Source organism: Kribbella sp. VKM Ac-2571 (assembly GCF_004362255.1).
Taxonomy (GTDB): domain Bacteria; phylum Actinomycetota; class Actinomycetes; order Propionibacteriales; family Kribbellaceae; genus Kribbella; species Kribbella pratensis.
This window is the reverse complement of record NZ_SNWS01000006.1, coordinates 251,298-268,549: the sequence shown is the minus strand read 5'-3', so window position 1 is coordinate 268,549 and position 17,252 is coordinate 251,298. Positions and strand designations below refer to the sequence as shown.

15 protein-coding genes and 1 pseudogene are annotated in these 17,252 nt (G+C 68.6%); 7 read left to right on the top strand and 9 right to left on the bottom strand.

Going from position 1 to position 17,252, the window contains the following annotated elements:
- The first annotated feature begins 1 nt into the window (after position 1).
- Positions 2 to 2,263 (top strand): phosphoribosylformylglycinamidine synthase subunit PurL, encoded by a 2,262-nt coding sequence (purL, locus tag EV651_RS15945; RefSeq protein ID WP_133785961.1) that lies wholly within the window; start codon positions 2 to 4, stop codon positions 2,261 to 2,263.
- Positions 2,264 to 2,329: 66 nt separating this feature from the next.
- Here purL and EV651_RS15940 read toward each other — a convergent pair whose 3' ends face one another.
- Positions 2,330 to 2,989, bottom strand: coding sequence for a hypothetical protein (locus EV651_RS15940; protein ID WP_133785960.1), 660 nt, complete (start codon positions 2,987 to 2,989; stop codon positions 2,330 to 2,332).
- A 183-nt stretch (positions 2,990 to 3,172) separates the two neighbouring features.
- On the opposite strand from EV651_RS15940, the gene EV651_RS15935 reads away from it, so the two are divergent.
- Positions 3,173 to 3,655: a DUF1707 domain-containing protein gene (locus EV651_RS15935; RefSeq protein WP_133785959.1), complete on the top strand. Its 483-nt coding sequence runs from the start codon at positions 3,173 to 3,175 to the stop codon at positions 3,653 to 3,655.
- Here the strand turns inward: EV651_RS15935 and EV651_RS15930 are convergent.
- Positions 3,644 to 4,639 carry a LacI family DNA-binding transcriptional regulator gene (locus tag EV651_RS15930; RefSeq protein ID WP_133785958.1) on the bottom strand — a complete coding sequence of 332 codons (996 nt, stop codon included), beginning with the start codon at positions 4,637 to 4,639 and terminating at the stop codon, positions 3,644 to 3,646. The two genes, EV651_RS15935 and EV651_RS15930, sit on opposite strands and share 12 nt — an antisense overlap.
- A 173-nt stretch (positions 4,640 to 4,812) precedes the next feature.
- On the opposite strand from EV651_RS15930, the gene EV651_RS15925 reads away from it, so the two are divergent.
- The gene (locus EV651_RS15925; RefSeq protein ID WP_133785957.1) at positions 4,813 to 7,164 is read left to right on the top strand and encodes a beta-L-arabinofuranosidase domain-containing protein; all 2,352 of its coding nucleotides are present in this window, start codon (positions 4,813 to 4,815) and stop codon (positions 7,162 to 7,164) included.
- Here EV651_RS15925 and EV651_RS15920 read toward each other — a convergent pair.
- Both EV651_RS15920 and EV651_RS15915 read right to left on the bottom strand, forming a co-directional pair.
- Positions 7,157 to 7,990 carry a hypothetical protein gene (locus tag EV651_RS15920; protein ID WP_133785956.1) on the bottom strand — a complete coding sequence of 278 codons (834 nt, stop codon included), beginning with the start codon at positions 7,988 to 7,990 and terminating at the stop codon, positions 7,157 to 7,159. The genes EV651_RS15925 and EV651_RS15920 overlap by 8 nt on opposite strands.
- A complete protein-coding gene (locus EV651_RS15915; protein ID WP_238156915.1) occupies positions 7,977 to 8,567 on the bottom strand; it encodes an RNA polymerase sigma factor in 591 nt (196 codons plus the stop codon). Before EV651_RS15915 ends, EV651_RS15920 begins: the two co-directional genes overlap by 14 nt.
- 189 nt (positions 8,568 to 8,756) lie before the next feature.
- Between EV651_RS15915 and EV651_RS15910 the strand changes: the two genes are divergently transcribed.
- The 3 genes from EV651_RS15910 to EV651_RS15900 are packed head-to-tail and all read left to right on the top strand — an operon-like array spanning position 8,757 to position 10,702.
- Positions 8,757 to 9,497 carry a helix-turn-helix domain-containing protein gene (locus EV651_RS15910; RefSeq protein ID WP_133785954.1) on the top strand — a complete coding sequence of 247 codons (741 nt, stop codon included), beginning with the start codon at positions 8,757 to 8,759 and terminating at the stop codon, positions 9,495 to 9,497.
- A gap of 15 nt (positions 9,498 to 9,512) precedes the next feature.
- Entirely contained in the window at positions 9,513 to 10,055 is a 543-nt protein-coding gene (locus EV651_RS15905) for a GNAT family N-acetyltransferase (protein WP_133785953.1), read from the top strand.
- Positions 10,052 to 10,702 carry a hypothetical protein gene (locus tag EV651_RS15900; RefSeq protein ID WP_133785952.1) on the top strand — a complete coding sequence of 217 codons (651 nt, stop codon included), beginning with the start codon at positions 10,052 to 10,054 and terminating at the stop codon, positions 10,700 to 10,702. The genes EV651_RS15905 and EV651_RS15900 overlap by 4 nt, the downstream gene beginning before the upstream one ends.
- Here EV651_RS15900 and EV651_RS15895 read toward each other — a convergent pair.
- Together EV651_RS15895 and dhaM are read right to left on the bottom strand one after the other, a co-directional pair.
- Entirely contained in the window at positions 10,681 to 12,552 is a 1,872-nt protein-coding gene (locus EV651_RS15895; RefSeq protein WP_370352796.1) for an HPr family phosphocarrier protein, read from the bottom strand. The genes EV651_RS15900 and EV651_RS15895 overlap by 22 nt on opposite strands.
- A 54-nt stretch (positions 12,553 to 12,606) precedes the next feature.
- Positions 12,607 to 13,017 (bottom strand): annotated as a pseudogene (gene dhaM, locus EV651_RS43260) (dihydroxyacetone kinase phosphoryl donor subunit DhaM); the annotation flags it as partial.
- 95 nt (positions 13,018 to 13,112) lie between these two features.
- Here dhaM and EV651_RS15890 point away from each other — a divergent pair.
- Positions 13,113 to 14,294: an RNA-guided endonuclease TnpB family protein gene (locus EV651_RS15890; protein ID WP_133785951.1), complete on the top strand. Its 1,182-nt coding sequence runs from the start codon at positions 13,113 to 13,115 to the stop codon at positions 14,292 to 14,294.
- A 38-nt stretch (positions 14,295 to 14,332) separates the two neighbouring features.
- On the opposite strand, the gene dhaL is transcribed toward EV651_RS15890, so the two are convergent.
- The 3 genes from dhaL to EV651_RS15875 are packed head-to-tail and all read right to left on the bottom strand — an operon-like array spanning position 14,333 to position 17,234.
- A complete protein-coding gene (dhaL, locus tag EV651_RS15885; RefSeq protein WP_133786108.1) occupies positions 14,333 to 14,953 on the bottom strand; it encodes a dihydroxyacetone kinase subunit DhaL in 621 nt (206 codons plus the stop codon).
- A 2-nt stretch (positions 14,954 to 14,955) separates the two neighbouring features.
- Positions 14,956 to 15,960 carry a dihydroxyacetone kinase subunit DhaK gene (gene dhaK, locus EV651_RS15880; RefSeq protein ID WP_133785950.1) on the bottom strand — a complete coding sequence of 335 codons (1,005 nt, stop codon included), beginning with the start codon at positions 15,958 to 15,960 and terminating at the stop codon, positions 14,956 to 14,958.
- Between the two features lie 44 nt (positions 15,961 to 16,004).
- Complete coding sequence (locus tag EV651_RS15875; RefSeq protein WP_133785949.1) at positions 16,005 to 17,234, bottom strand: MFS transporter; 1,230 nt, start codon at positions 17,232 to 17,234, stop codon at positions 16,005 to 16,007.
- Positions 17,235 to 17,252: the final 18 nt, after the last annotated feature.

Here is a 17,252-nt window from a genome sequence, read left to right as displayed (position 1 = left end):
CGTGTCCACCGACACCGTCAGCAACGCTACGAGTACCCCGGACCTCGAGCAGCCGTGGGCTGAGCTCGGGCTGAAGCCGGACGAGTACCAGCGGATCCGGGACATCCTCGGGCGGCGCCCGACCAGCTGCGAGCTGGCGATGTACTCGGTGATGTGGAGCGAGCACTGCTCGTACAAGTCGTCCAAGGTGCACCTGAAGCGCTTCGGCGAGATCCCGCAGGAGACGCCGGCCGGGAAGATGCTGGCCGGTATCGGTGAGAACGCCGGTGTCATCGACATCGGCGAGGGGTACGCCGTCACGTTCAAGGTCGAGTCGCACAACCACCCGTCGTACGTCGAGCCGTACCAGGGCGCGGCGACCGGGGTCGGCGGCATCGTCCGCGACATCATCGCGATGGGCGCCCGCCCGGTCGCGGTGATGGACCCGCTGCGCTTCGGCCCGCTGGACGCCCCGGACACCAAGCGCGTGCTGCCCGGAATCGTGTCCGGCGTCGGCGGCTACGGGAACAGCCTCGGGCTGCCGAACATCGGCGGCGAGGTCGTCTTCGATCCGACGTACCTGGGCAACCCGCTGGTGAACGCGCTCTGCGTCGGCGTGATGCGGCACGAGGACCTGCACCTCGCGAACGCGACCGGCGTCGGCAATCAGATGATCCTGTACGGCGCCAAAACGGGCGGTGACGGTATCGGCGGAGTGTCGGTGCTGGCGTCGGAGACCTTCGCTGAGGGCGGCCCGACCAAGCGTCCGGCGGTCCAGGTGGGTGACCCGTTCATGGAGAAGCTGCTGATCGAGTGCACGCTCGAGCTCTTCGCCGCGAACGTCGTCGAGGGCATCCAGGACCTCGGCGGCGGCGGCCTGTCGTGTGCGACCTCCGAGCTCGCGAGCGCGGGCGACGGCGGCATGCGGGTGTCGCTGGACAAGGTGCCGCTGCGGGACGCCTCGCTGTCGCCCGAAGAGATCCTGATGAGCGAGTCGCAGGAACGCATGATGGCCTGCGTCACTCCCGAGAATGTCGAGGCGTTCCTGAAGATCTGCGAGAAGTGGGACGTCCAGGCCGATGTGATCGGTGAGGTGACGGACACGGGGCGGCTGGAGATCGACTGGCACGGCGAGCGGGTCGTCGACGTACTGCCGGAGACCGTCGCGCACGAGGGTCCGGTGTACAACCGCCCGTACGAGCGGCCGTCCTGGCAGGACGAGCTGCAGGCCGACGGTGCCGAGAAGTTGCCGCGGGCAAGCAGCGGCGCGGAGCTGCGGGACACGCTGCTGAAGCTGGTCGCCTCGCCGAACCTGTGTGACAAGTCCTGGGTGACGGACCAGTACGACCGGTACGTGCTCGGCAACTCGGTGCTCGCGCAGCCCGAGGACAGCGGGATGATCCGGATCGACGAGACCAGCGGCCTCGGCGTCGCGTTGTCGACCGACTGCAACGGGCGGTTCGCCAAGCTGGACCCGTACACCGGCGCGAAGCTCGCGCTCGCCGAGTCGTTCCGGAACGTCGCGACCACCGGCGCCCGCCCGGTCGCGGTCACCGACTGCCTGAACTTCGGCTCGCCCGAGGACCCGGCGGTGATGTGGCAGTTCACCGAGGCGATCCGCGGCCTGGTCGACGGGTGCAAGGAGCTCGGCATCCCGGTCACCGGCGGAAACGTGTCGTTCTACAACCAGACCGGCGAGACCGCGATCCTGCCGACCCCGGTGGTCGGTGTGCTCGGCGTGATCGACGACGTCACCCGCCGTACGCCGATCGGGTTCACGCCCGAGATGGAGGGCCACCAGCTGTACCTGCTCGGTGAGACCGAGGAGGAGCTGTCCGGGTCCGAGTGGGCGCATGTCGTCCACGGCCACCTCGGCGGGCGGCCGCCGGCGGTGGACCTGGCGGCGGAGCAGCAGCTGGCCGACATCCTGATCAACGCGTCCCGCGACGGACTGATCGACGCGGCGCACGACGTCAGCGACGGCGGCGTCGCCCAGACGCTGGTCGAGTCCGCGCTGCGCGGTGGCGTCGGCGCGCGGGTGTGGGCCCCGGACGGTCTCGACCCGTTCCTGTTCCTGTTCGCGGAGTCGGCCGGCCGTGCGGTGGTCGCCGTACCGCGGACCGAGGAGGTGCGGTTCACCGACATGTGCACCGCCCGCCGCTTCCCGCACGCGAAGATCGGCGTCATCACCGGCGACACCCTCGACGTCCAGGACCAGTTCGAGGTCCCGCTGACCGAGCTGCGCGAGGCCTGGACGGCAACCCTGCCGTCCGTCCTCAACTGACGGTTGTGTGACCCGGGCGCCGCTGGTGCCCGGGTCACCTGGCCGTGGTTCGCCGCGGTGCGGATGTCAGCCGACCAGCGCCACCCGCTGGGTCGCCTCGGTCAGCACCTTGCTGAGTCCGGCCTGGTCCTGGGGACGACCGGCGACCGTGATCTCGATGTACGCGCGCCGGCCGTTCTCGTAGATGTCGACGAAGCGGGTGGTGACCCACCGCTGACCGCGGGCGCCGTCGCGGTAGGTGTAGGTGATCTGCGTGTAGGCGACGCGCGGCGCGTCCCAGACGACCTTCGACGCCGTGCTGCCGTTGCCGCGGTACTTCAGCTTGAAGCCGGCAACGCCGTGCAGAGCGTGGACTCGCTGGTCGGCGGCGCGGCTCGTGCTGACTTTGCCGCCGAGGCCGCCGTTCACGCGCAGCATCCACGTGTTCGAGCTGTCGGTGAACTTCGCCTGCTCCCGGCTGAGCTGGGAGAACTTCCAGCCAGTCGGCGCGTACACCGCGACGTTGCAGTTGCTCCCGACGCCCCAGCACTTGTAGCTGAAGTGCAGGCTCGCCGGCTTGAGCGCGGGCTTGACTGCAGGCTTGGCGTGCGTGGTGAAAGCGGCGGTCCGGGCCGGGACGGCGGCATCGCTCGGCGCGATCCCGAGGACCAGTCCCGCGGCGCCGATGATCGCGGCGCCGGCCAGAACGCGAGCGGTGAGGGTCTTCTTCATGGTTCTCGTCTCCATCGTCCAGGGGCTCCGTTCGGCCCGTCGAGATCAGAGATGGCTCGGTGGCGACGCGACGTTGAGTGCCGGATCTGTGATCAGCGTCTCCGCCGGACCCGGCAACCAAGTGCGCCCGATCCGGCGTCAGAAGACGCCTTCCGGGACGTCTGGCACACTCGGAGGGACGAGTGTGAGGTGAGGCGGATGGCGGAGCGGCGACCGGTGAAGCCGTCCGATCTGGTGGGGATGGCTGCGGCTGCGGGGCAGGAAGCGCGGGTGGTGGCGGCTCGGCGGCGGATGGCCGCCATCCGGCTGACCGACGAGGATCGGCGGGTTGTCGCGGATGAGCTGGCCGAGCAGTTCGCGATCGGGCGGCTGGACGAGGGGGAGCTGCATCGGCGCGTCGACCTGCTGAACACCGCGGTGACGCACGGCGAGTTGGAGCCTGCCTTGGCCGGGTTGCCGGTGTCCTCGTTGTACAAGCCGGCGGCCCGGCAGCCCGGGAAGTGGCGGTGGGCGGCGTTCGCCGGGGCTGTGTGGTTGGCGGTGCCGTTCGTGTTGGTGGGGTTGTTGTTGCTGGTGTTCGGGCGGGAGATTGCGGCGGCGATCTTCGGTGTACCTGCGGTGGTATGGGTCGCGTACGCGTACCGGTGGGCTTCCAAGCCGCGGCGGGAGTCAGGTTCCTAGGGTCGACTCACGGGTGATCAGCTGCGTGGGGAGTTCCAGTACGCCGTGGTGCGGCTTGCCGTCGATTGCTTCGAGCAGGAGCGTGGCCGCGCGGCGACCGAGGTCTTCCAGACGGAGGTCGACGGTGGTGAGCGGCGGGCGGCTGGCGAGCGCCATGACAGGCCAGTTGTCGTAGCCGGTGACCGCGATGTCCTCGGGAACCGAGTGGCCGAGTTCGCGAAGGCGATCGCAGACACCGCGGGCGATCTGGTCGCTGCCGCAGCTGATCGCATCCGGGTTCTGGCCCCCGGATCTGCTGAGTACCAGATCCGTGGCCTGGCGGCCCCAGCGTTCGCTCCAGTCACCGTAGAGCGGTTCGCCGCAGAGGGCGGTGCCGGCCGTTGCGGCGACGGCGTGGGCGCGTTCGGCGGCGGAGCGGTGGTGTGCAGGGCCGGTGACATGGGCGATGCGGGTGCGGCCGAGGTGCAGCAGGTGGGTGATCGTGGCGGCGGCGCCTCCCGCGTCGTCGACGATCACTGAGGCGTCGGTCGGATCGGTTGAGGCGGCGAGCGCGTAGACAACCGGCAGCGGTACGTCGATGCGGGTCCGCGGCTCGGTCCGGCGGCCGGTGACGACGATGCCGTCGACGCCGCGCGCGACGAGGGAACGTAGGTAGGTCTGCTCGCGCAGCGGGTCGTCGCGGGTGTCGCAGAGGACGGTCGCCAGCTCACCCGCGCTGAGCACGTCCTCGACACCGCGCATGATCGGGATGCTGAAGCGACCCGAGCTGTCGGTGGTCAGCAGTGCCACGGTGTACGTCCGGCCGGACGAGAGCGCACGACCGCGGGCATCTGGCGTGAACCCGAGCGTCGCGGCGGCCCGACGTACCCGGTCTCTGGTCTCCTGGCTCAGCTGGCCGGTGTTGTTGAGGGCCTTCGACGCGGTCCCGGCGGACACCCCGGCGAGCGCGGCAACATCCACCATCCGCACGCCTGGCCTCTTCATCCTTGTTTCCTCCCGGTCATTGGGCGAAGCGTAGCAGGATCGCCTGGAAACCTTGCTGACCTGGGCTTTGATCTTGACCGGCACCGTTGCCAGTCCTACGTTGTCAACGACGGAAAACGTGTGCGGTCTTTCCGTTGCAGTGATGTCGCTCCTGCCACTCGAAAGGCCCCACAGTGCCCGAACCAGCCTCTGCCGACGCCGCTCGACCGTCCGGACCGCCGGCTGGCCGCGGCGGGCACTACGTCCCACAGCGCGCCCCGCTCCGGCCGGTCCCGTTCCAGAAGCTCCCGCCCGGTGCGATCGAGCCGCGCGGCTGGCTGGCGCAGCAGCTCGCCTTGCAGGTCGACGGGCTCTGCGGCCGGTACGACGAGATCTCGGACTTCCTGGTGTACGAGACCAACGGGTGGGTCGACCCCGCACAGGGAGCCTGGGAGGAGCTGCCGTACTGGCTCCGTGGCTTCGGCGACCTCGGCTACGTCACGGGCGACAGCGGCGTACTGACCCGGACACAGCAGTGGATGGACGGGATCCTCGCGACCCAAGCAGCCGACGGATGGTTCGGTCCGGAGCGGTTGCGGACGTCCTTGGAGAACGGCCCGGACTTCTGGCCGGGTATGCCGCTGCTGGCCGCGTTCCGGTCCTGGTACGAGTACTCCGGTGACGAGCGGGTCATTCCGTTCATGACGAAGTACCTGCGGTTCCAGAACACTCAGCCGCCGGAGGTGTTCAACCGGTCGTGGGGTGCGTTCCGCTGGGGCGACAACATCGACAGCGCGTACTGGCTCTACAACCGCACCGGAGAGCAGTGGCTGCTCGACCTGGTGACGAAGATGCACAACGGGTCCGCGGACTACGTGAGCGGCATTCCCAACTGGCACAACGTCAACCTGGCACAGGGTTTCCGGGAGCCGCTGCAGTACTGGCTGCTGTCCGGGGACGTCAAGCACCGAGACGCGACGTACCGGAACTATGCGACGGTCATGGGGTTGTACGGCCAGTTCCCGGGTGGCGGGTTCGCTGGGGACGAGAACTCGCGGCCCGGGTTCGGTGACCCGCGACAGGGGTTCGAGACGTGCGGGATCGTCGAGCTGATGCACAGCTGCGAGCTGCTCATCCGGTTCACCGGTGACGTCGCGTGGACGGAGAGGTGTGAGGAGCTGGCGTTCAACTCGCTGCCCGCGTCGTACGACCCGCAGCAGCAGGTCATGCACTACATCACCTGTGCCAACAGCGTGCAGCTCGACGACCGGCCGAAGCACGGACAGTTCCAGAACCCGTTCCCGATGCAGTCATACAAGTACGGCGTACATCAGTACCGTTGCTGCCCGCACAACTACGGTATGGGCTGGCCGTACTACGTGCAGGAGCTCTGGCTGGCCACCACGGACAACGGGCTCGCTGCGTCGATGTATGCCGCCAGCAAGGTGACTGCGACGGTCGGAGCTGGTGAGACGGTCAGTGTCGTCCAGGACACGGAGTACCCGTTCTCGGACAGCATTGCGTTCACGGTGGAGACGCAGCGACCGGTCCGATTCCCCTTCTACTTAAGGCGTCCGGGGTGGGCGCAGGACGCCACTGTGAAGGTCAACGGACAGCAGGTGCAGACGCCTGGTGACTGGATGAAGCTGGAGCGCACCTGGCACCCAGGTGATCGCGTTGAACTCACCCTGCCGATGCGCACCACGACGCGCGTGTGGGACGACAACCAGCGCTCGGTGTCCGTCGACCGCGGCCCACTGACCTACTCCCTGCAGATCAACGAACGCTATGAGCGCATCGGCGGCACCGACGAGTGGCCGGAGCTCTCCGTCTACCCGGAATCGCCGTGGAACTACGGTCTGGTCGCTGACGCGCCGATCGACGTCGTACGACGGGAGGCGGGCGACAACCCGTTCACCACCGACGGAGTGCCGCTCTCACTGACCACACTGGCCCGGCGGATCCCGCAGTGGGAGACGGACACCGAGGACGTCGTCGGACTGCTCCAGCCCGGGCCGGCGAAGTCGGACGAACCTGTGGAGACTGTGACCCTCATGCCGATGGGTGCGGCCCGTCTGCGGGTCACGTCGTTCCCCCAGGTCGCTGCAGACGGCAAGGAGTGGAGCTACTGCACCAGGATCACCGCGTCCCACGTGAACCACGGTGACTCGCTCGAGGCCCCGGACTCCGGACGTACGCCGGAATCCTCTGCAGACACGTCGATTCCGCGCTTCACCTGGTGGGACCGCCGCGGTACGACGGAATGGATCGAGTACGACCTGCGCTCGGTACGCGAGCTGTCCGAGGTCTCGGCGTACTGGTTCGACGACACCGGCTCCGGTCAGTGTCGTGTCCCGCAGTCGTGGCAGGCGCTGTGGCTGGACGGTGAGACGTGGCGGCCGGTCCAGAACACCACGCCGTACGACGTAGCGGTGGACCGGCTCAACACGACGACGTTCCCACCGGTGCGGACGCAGTACGTCCGGGTGGAGGCCGTACTGCGTCCGACGTACTCCGGAGGCTTGTTGCAGCTCCTGGTTACTTGACCGGTGTCGGGCTGACGAGCAAGGAGACCTCGCCCTCGGCATACGTGGAGGCGTCGTCGACGTACCAGTTGCCGGGCGGGGACTTCACCGGTTGCTGGTCACGTCCGTTGCCGGTCAGGTACTCGATCTCGCGGACACCGCGGGACCTGACCAGCGGCAGCACCTGGTCGATGGTCTTGTTCTTCACCGTCAGCCCGGCCAAGACCTCACCCTTGTCCGTCGCCGACGAGGAGGTGTGGATGTAGAGCTCGCCCTCCTTGGCCACGCGGCCGAACTGGATCTCGGTCTTGCCGTCGTAGTTCTTCGGCAGCTCGACACCCTCCTGGCAGCCCGGGTCCGAGGCGTTCAGCGTTCCGTTGCACTGCTCACCCGGCTCCAGCATCCTGAGCTGGCTCATGTCCTTGTCGTTGCGGCCGGTGAAGCTGATCATCCTGCCGACCCACGGCGGACTGACGGGGACGCTCAGGACCGTCACGTCCAGGCCCATCTTCTTGAACTCGGCGTTGTAGCGCTTCGGGTCCGCGTTCGGGTCGACCACGCGGACGATCAGCTTGTCGCCGCGTTCAGTGAACGACAGCGCCTGCGGCTGGCTCTGGTCGGGGCGGTTGACCACGGTCGCCGCGACCACACCGCCGATCAGCAGCGTGCAGGCAGCGGCCAGGACGAGCCGACGCGGCTGCGAGCGGCGGAGAGGCCGTACTACCGGAGCCGACTCGTCCGTGGTGACTGCGTCAGCCAGCTCACTCCAGGCGTTGTCCGAGACGTTGTCAGTGGACTGGTGCGGGTTGAGGCCGCGGACGGCGGCGTCGATGTCATGCGTCTTCATGGGAAACCCCTTCTTTCAGGGTGGACGCAGTGCTGAGAGCGACCACGGTGCGGTTCGCGAGCGGGGCGGTGAGCAACTTGGCGAACCGCTTCCGGGCGCGGTGCAGCCTGATACGTACGGCGTTGCGTGAGATGCCGAGGACTGTGGCTATCTGGCCTGTGTCCAGTGCCTCCCACGCGACCAGCGACAGCAGCTCCCGGTCCTGCTCCGGCAGCGCGCGGAAGGCACGTGCCGCGGGAGTGTCGTCCAGCAGCGGGCGCATTGGTTCGGCGTCACTGAGCTCGCCACGCAGCTTGGTCGCCAGTGCGTGCCGGCGGCCCTCACCGCGGCGGTGGTTGGCGAGCACCCGGCGCGCTACGCCGTACAGCCATGGTCTGGTCTGCGGGTCGAGTGGTACGTCGTCCAGCCGGCGCCAGGCGACCAGGAACGTGTCGGCGAGCAGGTCCGCGGCGTCGTGGCCGCTGTCGGTCCGGCGGCGCAGGTACCCGAGCACCGCGTCCCGGTGCGTCGCGAAGACCTGCTCGAACCGCTCCCGGCGCGCATCTGGTGGCGGGTGGTGCACAACTCCCTCACTCACCGGCCCACTCCGAGCCTCGATCGGTATCAGCGTCATACCTGGTAGATGTCCACCAGCCCGTCCACCCATTTCACCCCGCCGAGATTGCAGCTTCCTGCAGCTTTCCGTGTGGGTTCGATGACCACGAGTACCTGCGAGAATCGGACCGGGGCTCAGTCGAGGGGGACATCTGTGGGGAACGATCCGGGGTTGGAGCACGTGCTCTTGGAGCACCTGCGGTTCGCACCGTTGACCCGGACGGAGCTGGTACGCCGTACCGGTATGGGCAACCAACGGGTCCAGGCTGCCCTGGACACGCTGGTCCGCGAGGCATTCGTCGTACGGCGGCCGCAGGACGACTCCCCCGAGGACTACGAACTGACCGAGGCCGGGACCGGCCGACTGGGCGTGTTCCTGGACCTCACCAACTCGTCACTCAAAACCATGGGAAAGCTCTTCGCCGCGACCGTTGCCGAAACGATCCGGCCCCGGCAACCCCAGTCGGCGGACCCGCGGGAGGCACGGCGGGCCGGGTGGACGCTGATCGGCTGGATGCTGCTGCCGGTTCTGATCGTGGGCTTGATCATCGGTGGATCCATCGCGTCCGGGGACGCGGATCTGTCCACCGCGGTGCTGTTCGTCGTCGTTGCCGTCGGTGCCTTGGCCTGGAAGTTCAGCGGAAACCGTAGACGAGGTCAACCAGCAGCTGAGGTACGGCGAAGTCAACAGCCCCGCCCGGAGCCTGCGGCGAAGTTCGCGGCTGCGCCGGCACGGATGGACCGTGAGTTGGTCGTGAGTCTGGCGAAGATCCTCGGTGCCGGGGTGGTGTTCGCAGTCGTCATCATCCTGACGAATCCCAGCCTGCTGTTGCTGTTGGTTCTGCTCGTGGTGACGGCAGGCAACATGTTCTCCGCGTACCGAGCCTGGGCCAAGAAGCGCCGTTCGCAGTGAACTAGCCTGTGGGTTGTGGAGGCTGTGTTGCGGTTGGCGGTGGCGGCGGACGGGCCCGCGGTGGCTGAGCTGAGTCGGGCCGCAGTGGAGGCCCAGTTCCCGGCGTACTACGACGCGGAACAGACGGCCAGCGCAGCCAAGCACATCACCACACTGGACACCGCATTGATTGACGACGGCACCTACTACGTCCTGGATGCGGGTGGTGAAGTCGTCGCCTGTGGCGGGTGGAGCCGGCGGAACAAGCTGTTCAATGCGAGTACGGCGGGAGCAGATGAGCGGCTCCTGGACCCGGCGACCGAGCCGGCGCGCATCCGGGCGATGTTCGTCCGGGCGGACTGGACGCGGCGTGGACTCGGCCGGGCAATCCTGAACGCGTGCACCGAGGCGGCCCGCGCGGAGGGCTTCACCCGGCTCGCACTGATGTCGACGCTGCCCGGCGTACCGCTCTACAAGGCCTTCGGCTTCACCGAGGTGGAGGCGGCTCAGCTACCGATGCCCGACGGCATCATCCTGGCCGGTGTCGCCATGGAACGACCGATTGAGGAGACCGCATGACTGCAGGTACTAGTGTCACCGCCCCCGACGGCAGCGAGGTCGTGCTCGGTGAAATCGGGACCCGCGTGCTGCTGAAGAACTCGCGCGTCCGCGTCTGGGAGGTGTCGCTGCAGCCCGGTGAAGCCCAGGGCTGGCACCTGCACCACAACCCGTACGTCGTCCTGTGCCTCTCGACCTCGCCCTGCCACATGGACTGGCTGGACGGCAGCCCCGCGAGGCACCTGAGCGAGACGGTCGGCGGCTCGGTCTACCGCCCTGTGTCGCCGGTGCACATGCTCACCAACGACGGCGACGCGCTGTACCTCAACCGCCTCATCGAGGTGCTCGATCTAGGTGAAGAGGCTTCCGGCGACCCGTACTTCGGGGTCGACACAGCTGAGGCAGGGTTCGAGCAGGCCGGTGAGATCCCCACCAAGGTGGTGGTCGACGAGGACGACGTACGTGTCCAGCACGTCACCCCCGAGGCAGGTGAGTCGTACACCTGGCGCACCGGCGCCTACCCGGCCCTGGTCGTCGACCTCGACCTGGGCAGCCCGGACGTCACCTACCTCGAGCCCGGCGAGAGCTACACGCTCCCAGCCAAGCCAGAGCGCACCTCCGGCTTCAACCTGGTAGAGCTGCGCTACTACAGCAGCCCGCGCACCTGAGCCGCATCCCGAGCTGCCAGCACAGCGGCAGTGTCGACCCGTCCCAGGTCGGCCTGCCGTAGCTGGGCCTTCACCAACGGCACCTGCGGTCCGACAGCGCTCAGCTCGCTCACACCAAGGGCAGCAAGCAGTACGGCGGCCTGCGGGTCGCTGGCCAGGTCACCGCAGACTGCGACACGTACGCCGGCGTTGCGGACAACATGGTCGATCAGTTGGAGTACGGCGGGATCGAGCCCGTCGGCGAGCGGCGCCACCGCGGCGTTGGTCCGGTCGGCAGCGGTCGTGTACTGCGTGAGGTCGTTGGTGCCGATGCTGACGAAGTCGAGCTCCGTGGCGAGACTGCCGACCCGCAGCGCCGCCGCGGGGACCTCGACCATGATGCCGACCTCGAGACCCTCACGCGGCCCGAGCTCCTGCAACGCCCACGCGACCTCGTCCGCGGTCGTCACCATCGGGAACATCACGTGCACCGGCGTCTCGGCCGCCGTACGCCGGATCGCTTCGAGCTGATCGCGGAGCAGTGCGGGGCGGCGGCGGAAGACTCGGAGGCCCCGTTCACCGAGGAACGGGTTCGCCTCGCGGTCCTGCGGGAGGAAGGGGAGCGGCTTGTCGCCGCCGATGTCCCAGGTCCGGATCGTGATCGGCTTGCCGCCGAGCGCCCGTGCAATCGCACGGAACGTCTCTACCTGTTCGTCGACGGTCGGCGCCGTACGGCGATCTCCGAAGAGCACCTCGGTCCGCACCAGCCCGGACCCGTCGGCGCCTCGCGCGTCGACGGCGTCCTGCACGACGCCCACGTTCACGAGTACGTCGATCGTCCGGCCGTCGCGGGTGGTGGCCGGTTGGTCGGCATCCGCGATCGCCCGCGCCCGCTCGCCCTCGCGTTCGGTGATCGTCGCGCGGACCCGATCCTCGTCCGGCGCGACCTCGAACGAGCCAGTTCGAGCGTCGAAGGAGACGACCGCGCCCGGCGGCACGTCGACGTCCCCGATCCCGGTGATCAACGGGATTCCTCGCGATCGAGCAACTATCACACCGTGCCCGGTCGTGCCGGCTGCCCGGACGGCGATCCCCGCGATCCGTGTCGCGTCGAGGGTGGCAGCGGTCGCCGCATCCAGCTCGGGTACGACGAGGATGCCGTCCGTCGGCGCCTCTTCGGTGACTCCGACCAGCAATCGCAGTACCCGATCCCGCACCGAGCGGACGTCCTGCGCGCGCTCGCGCTGGTACGCGTCGTCGAGCCCTTCGAAGGTAGCCGCCAGCTCGTCGTACACCTGCCGCCACGCGGCCGCGGCCGATGCGCCGGCGGTGATCGCAGCGCGGACGTCGTCGAGCACCTTGCGATCACGCAGCAGCGCGAGATGCGCCGCGAAGATGTCGCCGTGGTTGGCCCGCAGCTCGTCGAGCTGCTCGCCCGCGGTCGCGAGAGCCGCGTCCAGCCGGCCCAGCTCGTTGTCCCCGGCAACATAAGCACCCAGGTCGATCTGGGCCCCCGCGAGGACCGCCGGCCCGATCGCCACATCCAGCCCCGACCCACCAGGAGCCGAGCCAACCGCCTGCGGCCCCGCCGGAGCGGACTCCGGTGATCCGGGGTCGTCGCCGAAGTTCTGTTTTGCCAATTCCTCGATTGCGGCCAACGCCTCGGCCGCCTGCGGGCCGCTCGCACCGACCCGCAATCGGTGCCCCTGCTGGGCGTTCAGTGTCGCGACCATGCTCAAACTGCCCGCGTCGACAGGCCCCTTGCCGTTGTCCAGATCGGTGAGCGTCACGACAGCGTCGAAGCCGTTGACCAGCCCCACCAACCGGGCCGCCGGCCGCGCATGCAAACCGTGCTCGTTGCCGACAACCACCTCGACGGTGCGATCGGCCTCAGCAACCGGAGCAGCGTCGGTGGTGGAGACGCCGAGGTGGTCCTGCTTACCGACGAGCCCGCGCTCAGCCTCCGCGGCAACCGCGTCCAAGGACGCATCGGTCGACGCGGTGACGACCGCCGCCACCAGCCCCTCGACCAGCGGCGCACTCGTCAGCCGCACCCGCGCGGCGAGCTCCGGATCAACGAACTCCAGCGCCATCTCAGCACTCAGCACCGCGCTACCCAGATCGAGCAGCACCAGTACGCCGTCCGGACTGTCCGCCGTACCGAGGGCTTCCGAGACCGCCATCGCGTCGGTTCCGAACGTCGTCGCGTCCAGTCCCGCGGCGATCGCGATCACCGGACGCTTGTCCTCGGCAACCATCTCCGCGGCAAGCCCGACCGCCGCCTCGGCCAGCGCGCGGCTGTGCGACACCACCACGATCCCGATCATCGAAGTCATTGCGGCGAAACCCTGTCCTTCAGGGCGAGGGCTCCCCGCAACTGCCTCCCTTCACGTTTGAGGGACTGTCGGTCCCGACTGTTTGAATGAGTGCCATGTCCCGCTTTCGTCTTGCCCCGACTCCGGAGCAGGAGGTGGCGTTGCTCGGGCACTGCGCACACGCCAGATACATCTGGAACCTGGCCCTTGAGCAGTGGTCCATGTGGTCGGCGGGGCGCCGCAGCTACCCGCCACGGTTCGTGGAGCAGGCGCGGCAGTTGACCGAGGCCCGGGCCGACAACGAGTGGTTGCGGGCCGGGTCGCAGACGGTGCAGCAGCAGGCGTTGCGTGACTTCGACCAGGCCGTCATGAACTTTTTCGGCGGGACCCACCGGCGACCGACGTGGCGCAAGGCCGGGATGCACGAGGGGTTCCGGATCGTCGGCGCGCAGGCCCAGCGGGTAGAGAAGCTCAACCGCAAGTGGGCCCGGGTGCTTGTGCCGAAGGTCGGTTGGGTGAAGTTCCGGCTGTCCAAGCCGCTGCCTGACCTGAAGTCGTACCGCGTCGTCCGTGACCGTTCCGGCCGCTGGCACATCGCGTTCGCTGTGGTCCCTGACTCGATCCCCGGACCAGGCACCGGCGAGGTTGTCGGTGTCGACCGTGGTGTAGCCGTGTCGGCGGCATTGTCGACGGGCGAGCAACTGCTGGTGCCGCCGCTGTCCCCGGGGGAGAAGAGGCGTCTGCGTGCTCTGCAACAGCGTCTGTCCCGTGCCCGGAAGGGCAGCAACCGTCGCGCGAAGACCAAGGCCGCGATTGCCCGGCTCAAGGCGCGGGAGGCGGATCGGCGCAAGGATTGGGTGGAGCAGACCAGCACCCGTCTCGCCCGCGAGTTCGACGTAATCCGGGTCGAGGACCTGCGCATAGTCCACATGACGCGGTCCGCCACGGGCACGGTCGACAACCCCGGGAAGCAGGTTCGGCAGAAGGCCGGACTGAACCGGGGCATCCTGGCCAACGGCTGGGGACAACTCGTCCAGCGGCTGGAACACAAGGCCGCTGGACGGGTCGAGAGAATTCCGGCGGCGTACACAAGTCAGACGTGTTCGCGGTGCGGGACCAGGGATCGGGAGGCGCGCGAGAACCAAGCCGTCTTCCGCTGCCGGTCCTGTAAGTACACCGCGAACGCCGATGTGAACGCTGCTGTCAACATCGCGGCCGGACGGGCCGTGAACGCACGTGGAGCGACTGCGGTACGGGTCGCCGAGAAGCGTGAACCGCAACTCGCTACCTCCGCGTAGTTGGGTTGGAATCCCCGCCGTTACCGGCGGGGAGGACGTCAAGACAGCGTTCGGGCCGCGGACTCCAAGATCAGCGTCGTGCTGGTCGCGCCGGGATCCTGATGGCCGGCGCTGCGTTCACCCAGATAGCTCGCGCGGCCCTTCCGTGCGACCAGCGGGATCGTCGCGTCCCGGCCCTTCGCGGCGGCCTCGGCGGCAGCGGTCAACGCCGTACCGAGGTCCGATCCGCCCGCCACCGCGGCGTCGTACGCGTCCAGCGCCGGCGCCCAGGCGTCGTACATGGTCTTGTCGCCGAGCTCCGCCTTGCCGCGGGCAAGCACCCCCTCGACCCCGGCGTGCAGCCCCTTCCCGATCGTCTCGGGCGTCAGGTCGACCCCGGCGAGCGCGGTCCCGAACCGCAGGAAGAACGTCCCGTACAGCGGCCCGCTCGCCCCGCCGACCTTGCTGACCAACGTCATCCCGGCCTTCTTCAGCAGCTCGTCGGCACTGTCGAACGACGTCTCGTCCAGCAACCCGACCACCGCCTGGAACCCGCGATCCATGTTCGCGCCGTGATCGGCATCCCCGATCGCCGAGTCCAACTCGGTCAGGTACGCCGCGTTGTCGTGCAGCGATCCGGCGACATCACGCAACCAGTTGACGAAAGAATCGACTCCCATGCTCACGCGCCCCAGCGTAGGCCGGGGGTGTTCACCGGGGCGTCCCAGAGGCGTACCAGTTCGTCGTCCGCCTTCAGGAGGGTGACCGAGCAGCCGGCCATCTCCAGCGAGGTGATGTAGTTGCCGACCAGCGAGCGGGCGACCGTGATGCCCGCGCGGTCGAGGAGCTTGGCGACCTCGTTGTACATCAGGTACAGCTCGAGCAGCGGCGTACCGCCCATACCGTTGACGAAGGCGATCACCGAATCGCCTTGCTGGTAGGGAAGATCCGAGACCACCGGGTCGACGAGCATCGCGGCGATGTCGCGCGCCGGGGCCAGCGGCAACCGCTGCCGGCCGGGCTCGCCGTGGATGCCGATCCCGACCTCCATCTCGTTCTCGGCCAGCTCAAATGTCGGCTTGCCTGCGGCCGGGACGGTGCACGACGTCAGCGCCATACCCATGCTGCGGCCGTTGTCGTTGACCTTCTTCGCGAGGTCCGCGACTTCCTGCAGCGGGCGGCCCTCCTCGGCGGCCGCGCCGACGATCTTCTCCAGCAGTACTGTCACGCCGACGCCGCGGCGGCCGGCCGTGTAGAGGCTGTCCTGGACGGCGACGTCGTCGTTCGTCACGATCGACAGCACCTCGGTGCCGGCGTCGGCGGCGGCCAGTTCGGCGGCCATCTCGAAGTTCATCACGTCGCCGGTGTAGTTCTTCACGATGTGCAGGACGCCGGCGCCCGCGTCGACCGCCTTGGTCGCGGCCATCATCTGGTCCGGCACCGGGGAGGTGAACACCTCACCCGCGCAGGCCGCGTCCAGCATCCCGAGCCCGACGAACCCGCCGTGCATCGGCTCGTGCCCCGACCCGCCACCGGAGATCAGCCCGACCTTGCCGGGTCTCGGTGCGTCCTTGCGGTAGACGATCCGGTTCTCCAGATCCACCCGGAGCCGGTCCGGATGCGCCGCCGCCATCCCCTGCAGCGCTTCACTCACAACATCGGCCGGGTCGTTGATGAGCTTCTTCATGGCCCCATCTGAGCACACCCGGGCCCGGAACGGGAGCCCCAGAATCAGGCCGTCTCGACCTCGGAGAGCAACGGGATCGAGCGGATCGACCGGCTGATCGTGAGCAGTACGGAGCCGATCGCGAGCAGCCCGCCGAAGATCAGCAGAGCGCCCCGAGCGCCGAGCGTTTCCAGGAACAGGCCACCGAGGAACGGCGCCAGCGGGGCCGCGCCGTTGGACAGGAACATGAACGCACTCTGCGCGCGGCCCTGCAGATGGTCCGGCGTGATCAGCATCTGGTAGCCGAACAGGCCCGAGTTCAGTGCGGGCAGCAAGAAGATCGCGAGCGCCGGAAGCAGGATCAGTACGACGGGACGCGTGCTCGCCGCCGTACCCGCGAACGTGACCGTGATGATCCACGCGCCGACGATCGTGATCCGGCCGGTGCTGAACCTGGCCAGCAGCTTGGGCGCCGCGAACGCGCCCACCAGGCCGCCCACCCCCATCGCCGTCTCCAGCAGACCGATCACGGAGGCCGGTACGCCGCGCTGCTGCATGCTCAGGATCAGCACCAGGATCGTCCCGTTCGCCGCGAAGTTCAGCAGCGTCGCGACGACCGCGATCGTCCGCAGGTCGCGCTGGCGGAACAGCCAGGTCAACCCGGACCGGATCGCCTTCAGCATCGGCTCGTGCGCGCCGCCCTCGGGTTTCGTGGCGGGCAGCGGGTGACGGATCGTAGTGAGCATGACCGCCATCACCAGGTACGAGACTGCGTCCACCGCGATCGGGATCGCCCGGCCGATCGAGTAGAGCAAGCCGCCGAGCGGCGCTCCGGCCAGGCCCGCCAGGTTCAGCCGGCCGTGAGCGGCGGCGAGCGCGGTGCCGAGGTCCTCTTGCGGGACGATCTGCCGGAGCGCGCCCGTCTCGGCGGGCATGAACAGGCCGTAGCCCGCTCCGTTGACCAGGGCGACGGCCATCAGGTGCGGGAGGGTCAGGTGGCCGAGCCAGCCCACGACGGCCACCGAGCCGAACAGGACTGCGCCGAGCAGGCTGTACCCGATCAGGATCCTGCGTCGGCTCCACCGGTCCGCGAGCGCGCCGCCCGGCAGCGCCGCCACGATCCCGCCGAGCGCGGCCGACGTACCGACGAGACCTGCCTGCACCGGGGAGCCGGTGATGGCCAGGCCGAGCAGCGTGAACACGAACGAGCTCATCGAGGAGCCGATCGAGCTGATCGTCTGCCCGGTGAGCAGCTTCAGGTAGTCGCCGTTGTGCAGCAACCCCCGGGCGGTCATAACTGCGAGGGTATGCCG

Bases quoted from the DNA above. Each gene is read 5' to 3' on its own strand.
- EV651_RS15930 (WP_133785958.1), bottom strand. From the start codon at position 4,639: ATGAAGAGGCCAGGCGTGCGGATGGTGGATGTTGCCGCGCTCGCCGGG.
- dhaK (WP_133785950.1), bottom strand. From the start codon at position 15,960: ATGAAGAAGCTCATCAACGACCCGGCCGATGTTGTGAGTGAAGCGCTG.
- dhaL (WP_133786108.1), bottom strand. From the start codon at position 14,953: ATGGGAGTCGATTCTTTCGTCAACTGGTTGCGTGATGTCGCCGGATCG.
- EV651_RS15900 (WP_133785952.1), top strand. From the start codon at position 10,052: ATGACTGCAGGTACTAGTGTCACCGCCCCCGACGGCAGCGAGGTCGTG.
- EV651_RS15920 (WP_133785956.1), bottom strand. From the start codon at position 7,990: ATGAAGACGCATGACATCGACGCCGCCGTCCGCGGCCTCAACCCGCAC.
- EV651_RS15940 (WP_133785960.1), bottom strand. From the start codon at position 2,989: ATGGAGACGAGAACCATGAAGAAGACCCTCACCGCTCGCGTTCTGGCC.
- EV651_RS15935 (WP_133785959.1), top strand. From the start codon at position 3,173: ATGGCGGAGCGGCGACCGGTGAAGCCGTCCGATCTGGTGGGGATGGCT.
- EV651_RS15875 (WP_133785949.1), bottom strand. From the start codon at position 17,234: ATGACCGCCCGGGGGTTGCTGCACAACGGCGACTACCTGAAGCTGCTC.
- EV651_RS15890 (WP_133785951.1), top strand. From the start codon at position 13,113: ATGTCCCGCTTTCGTCTTGCCCCGACTCCGGAGCAGGAGGTGGCGTTG.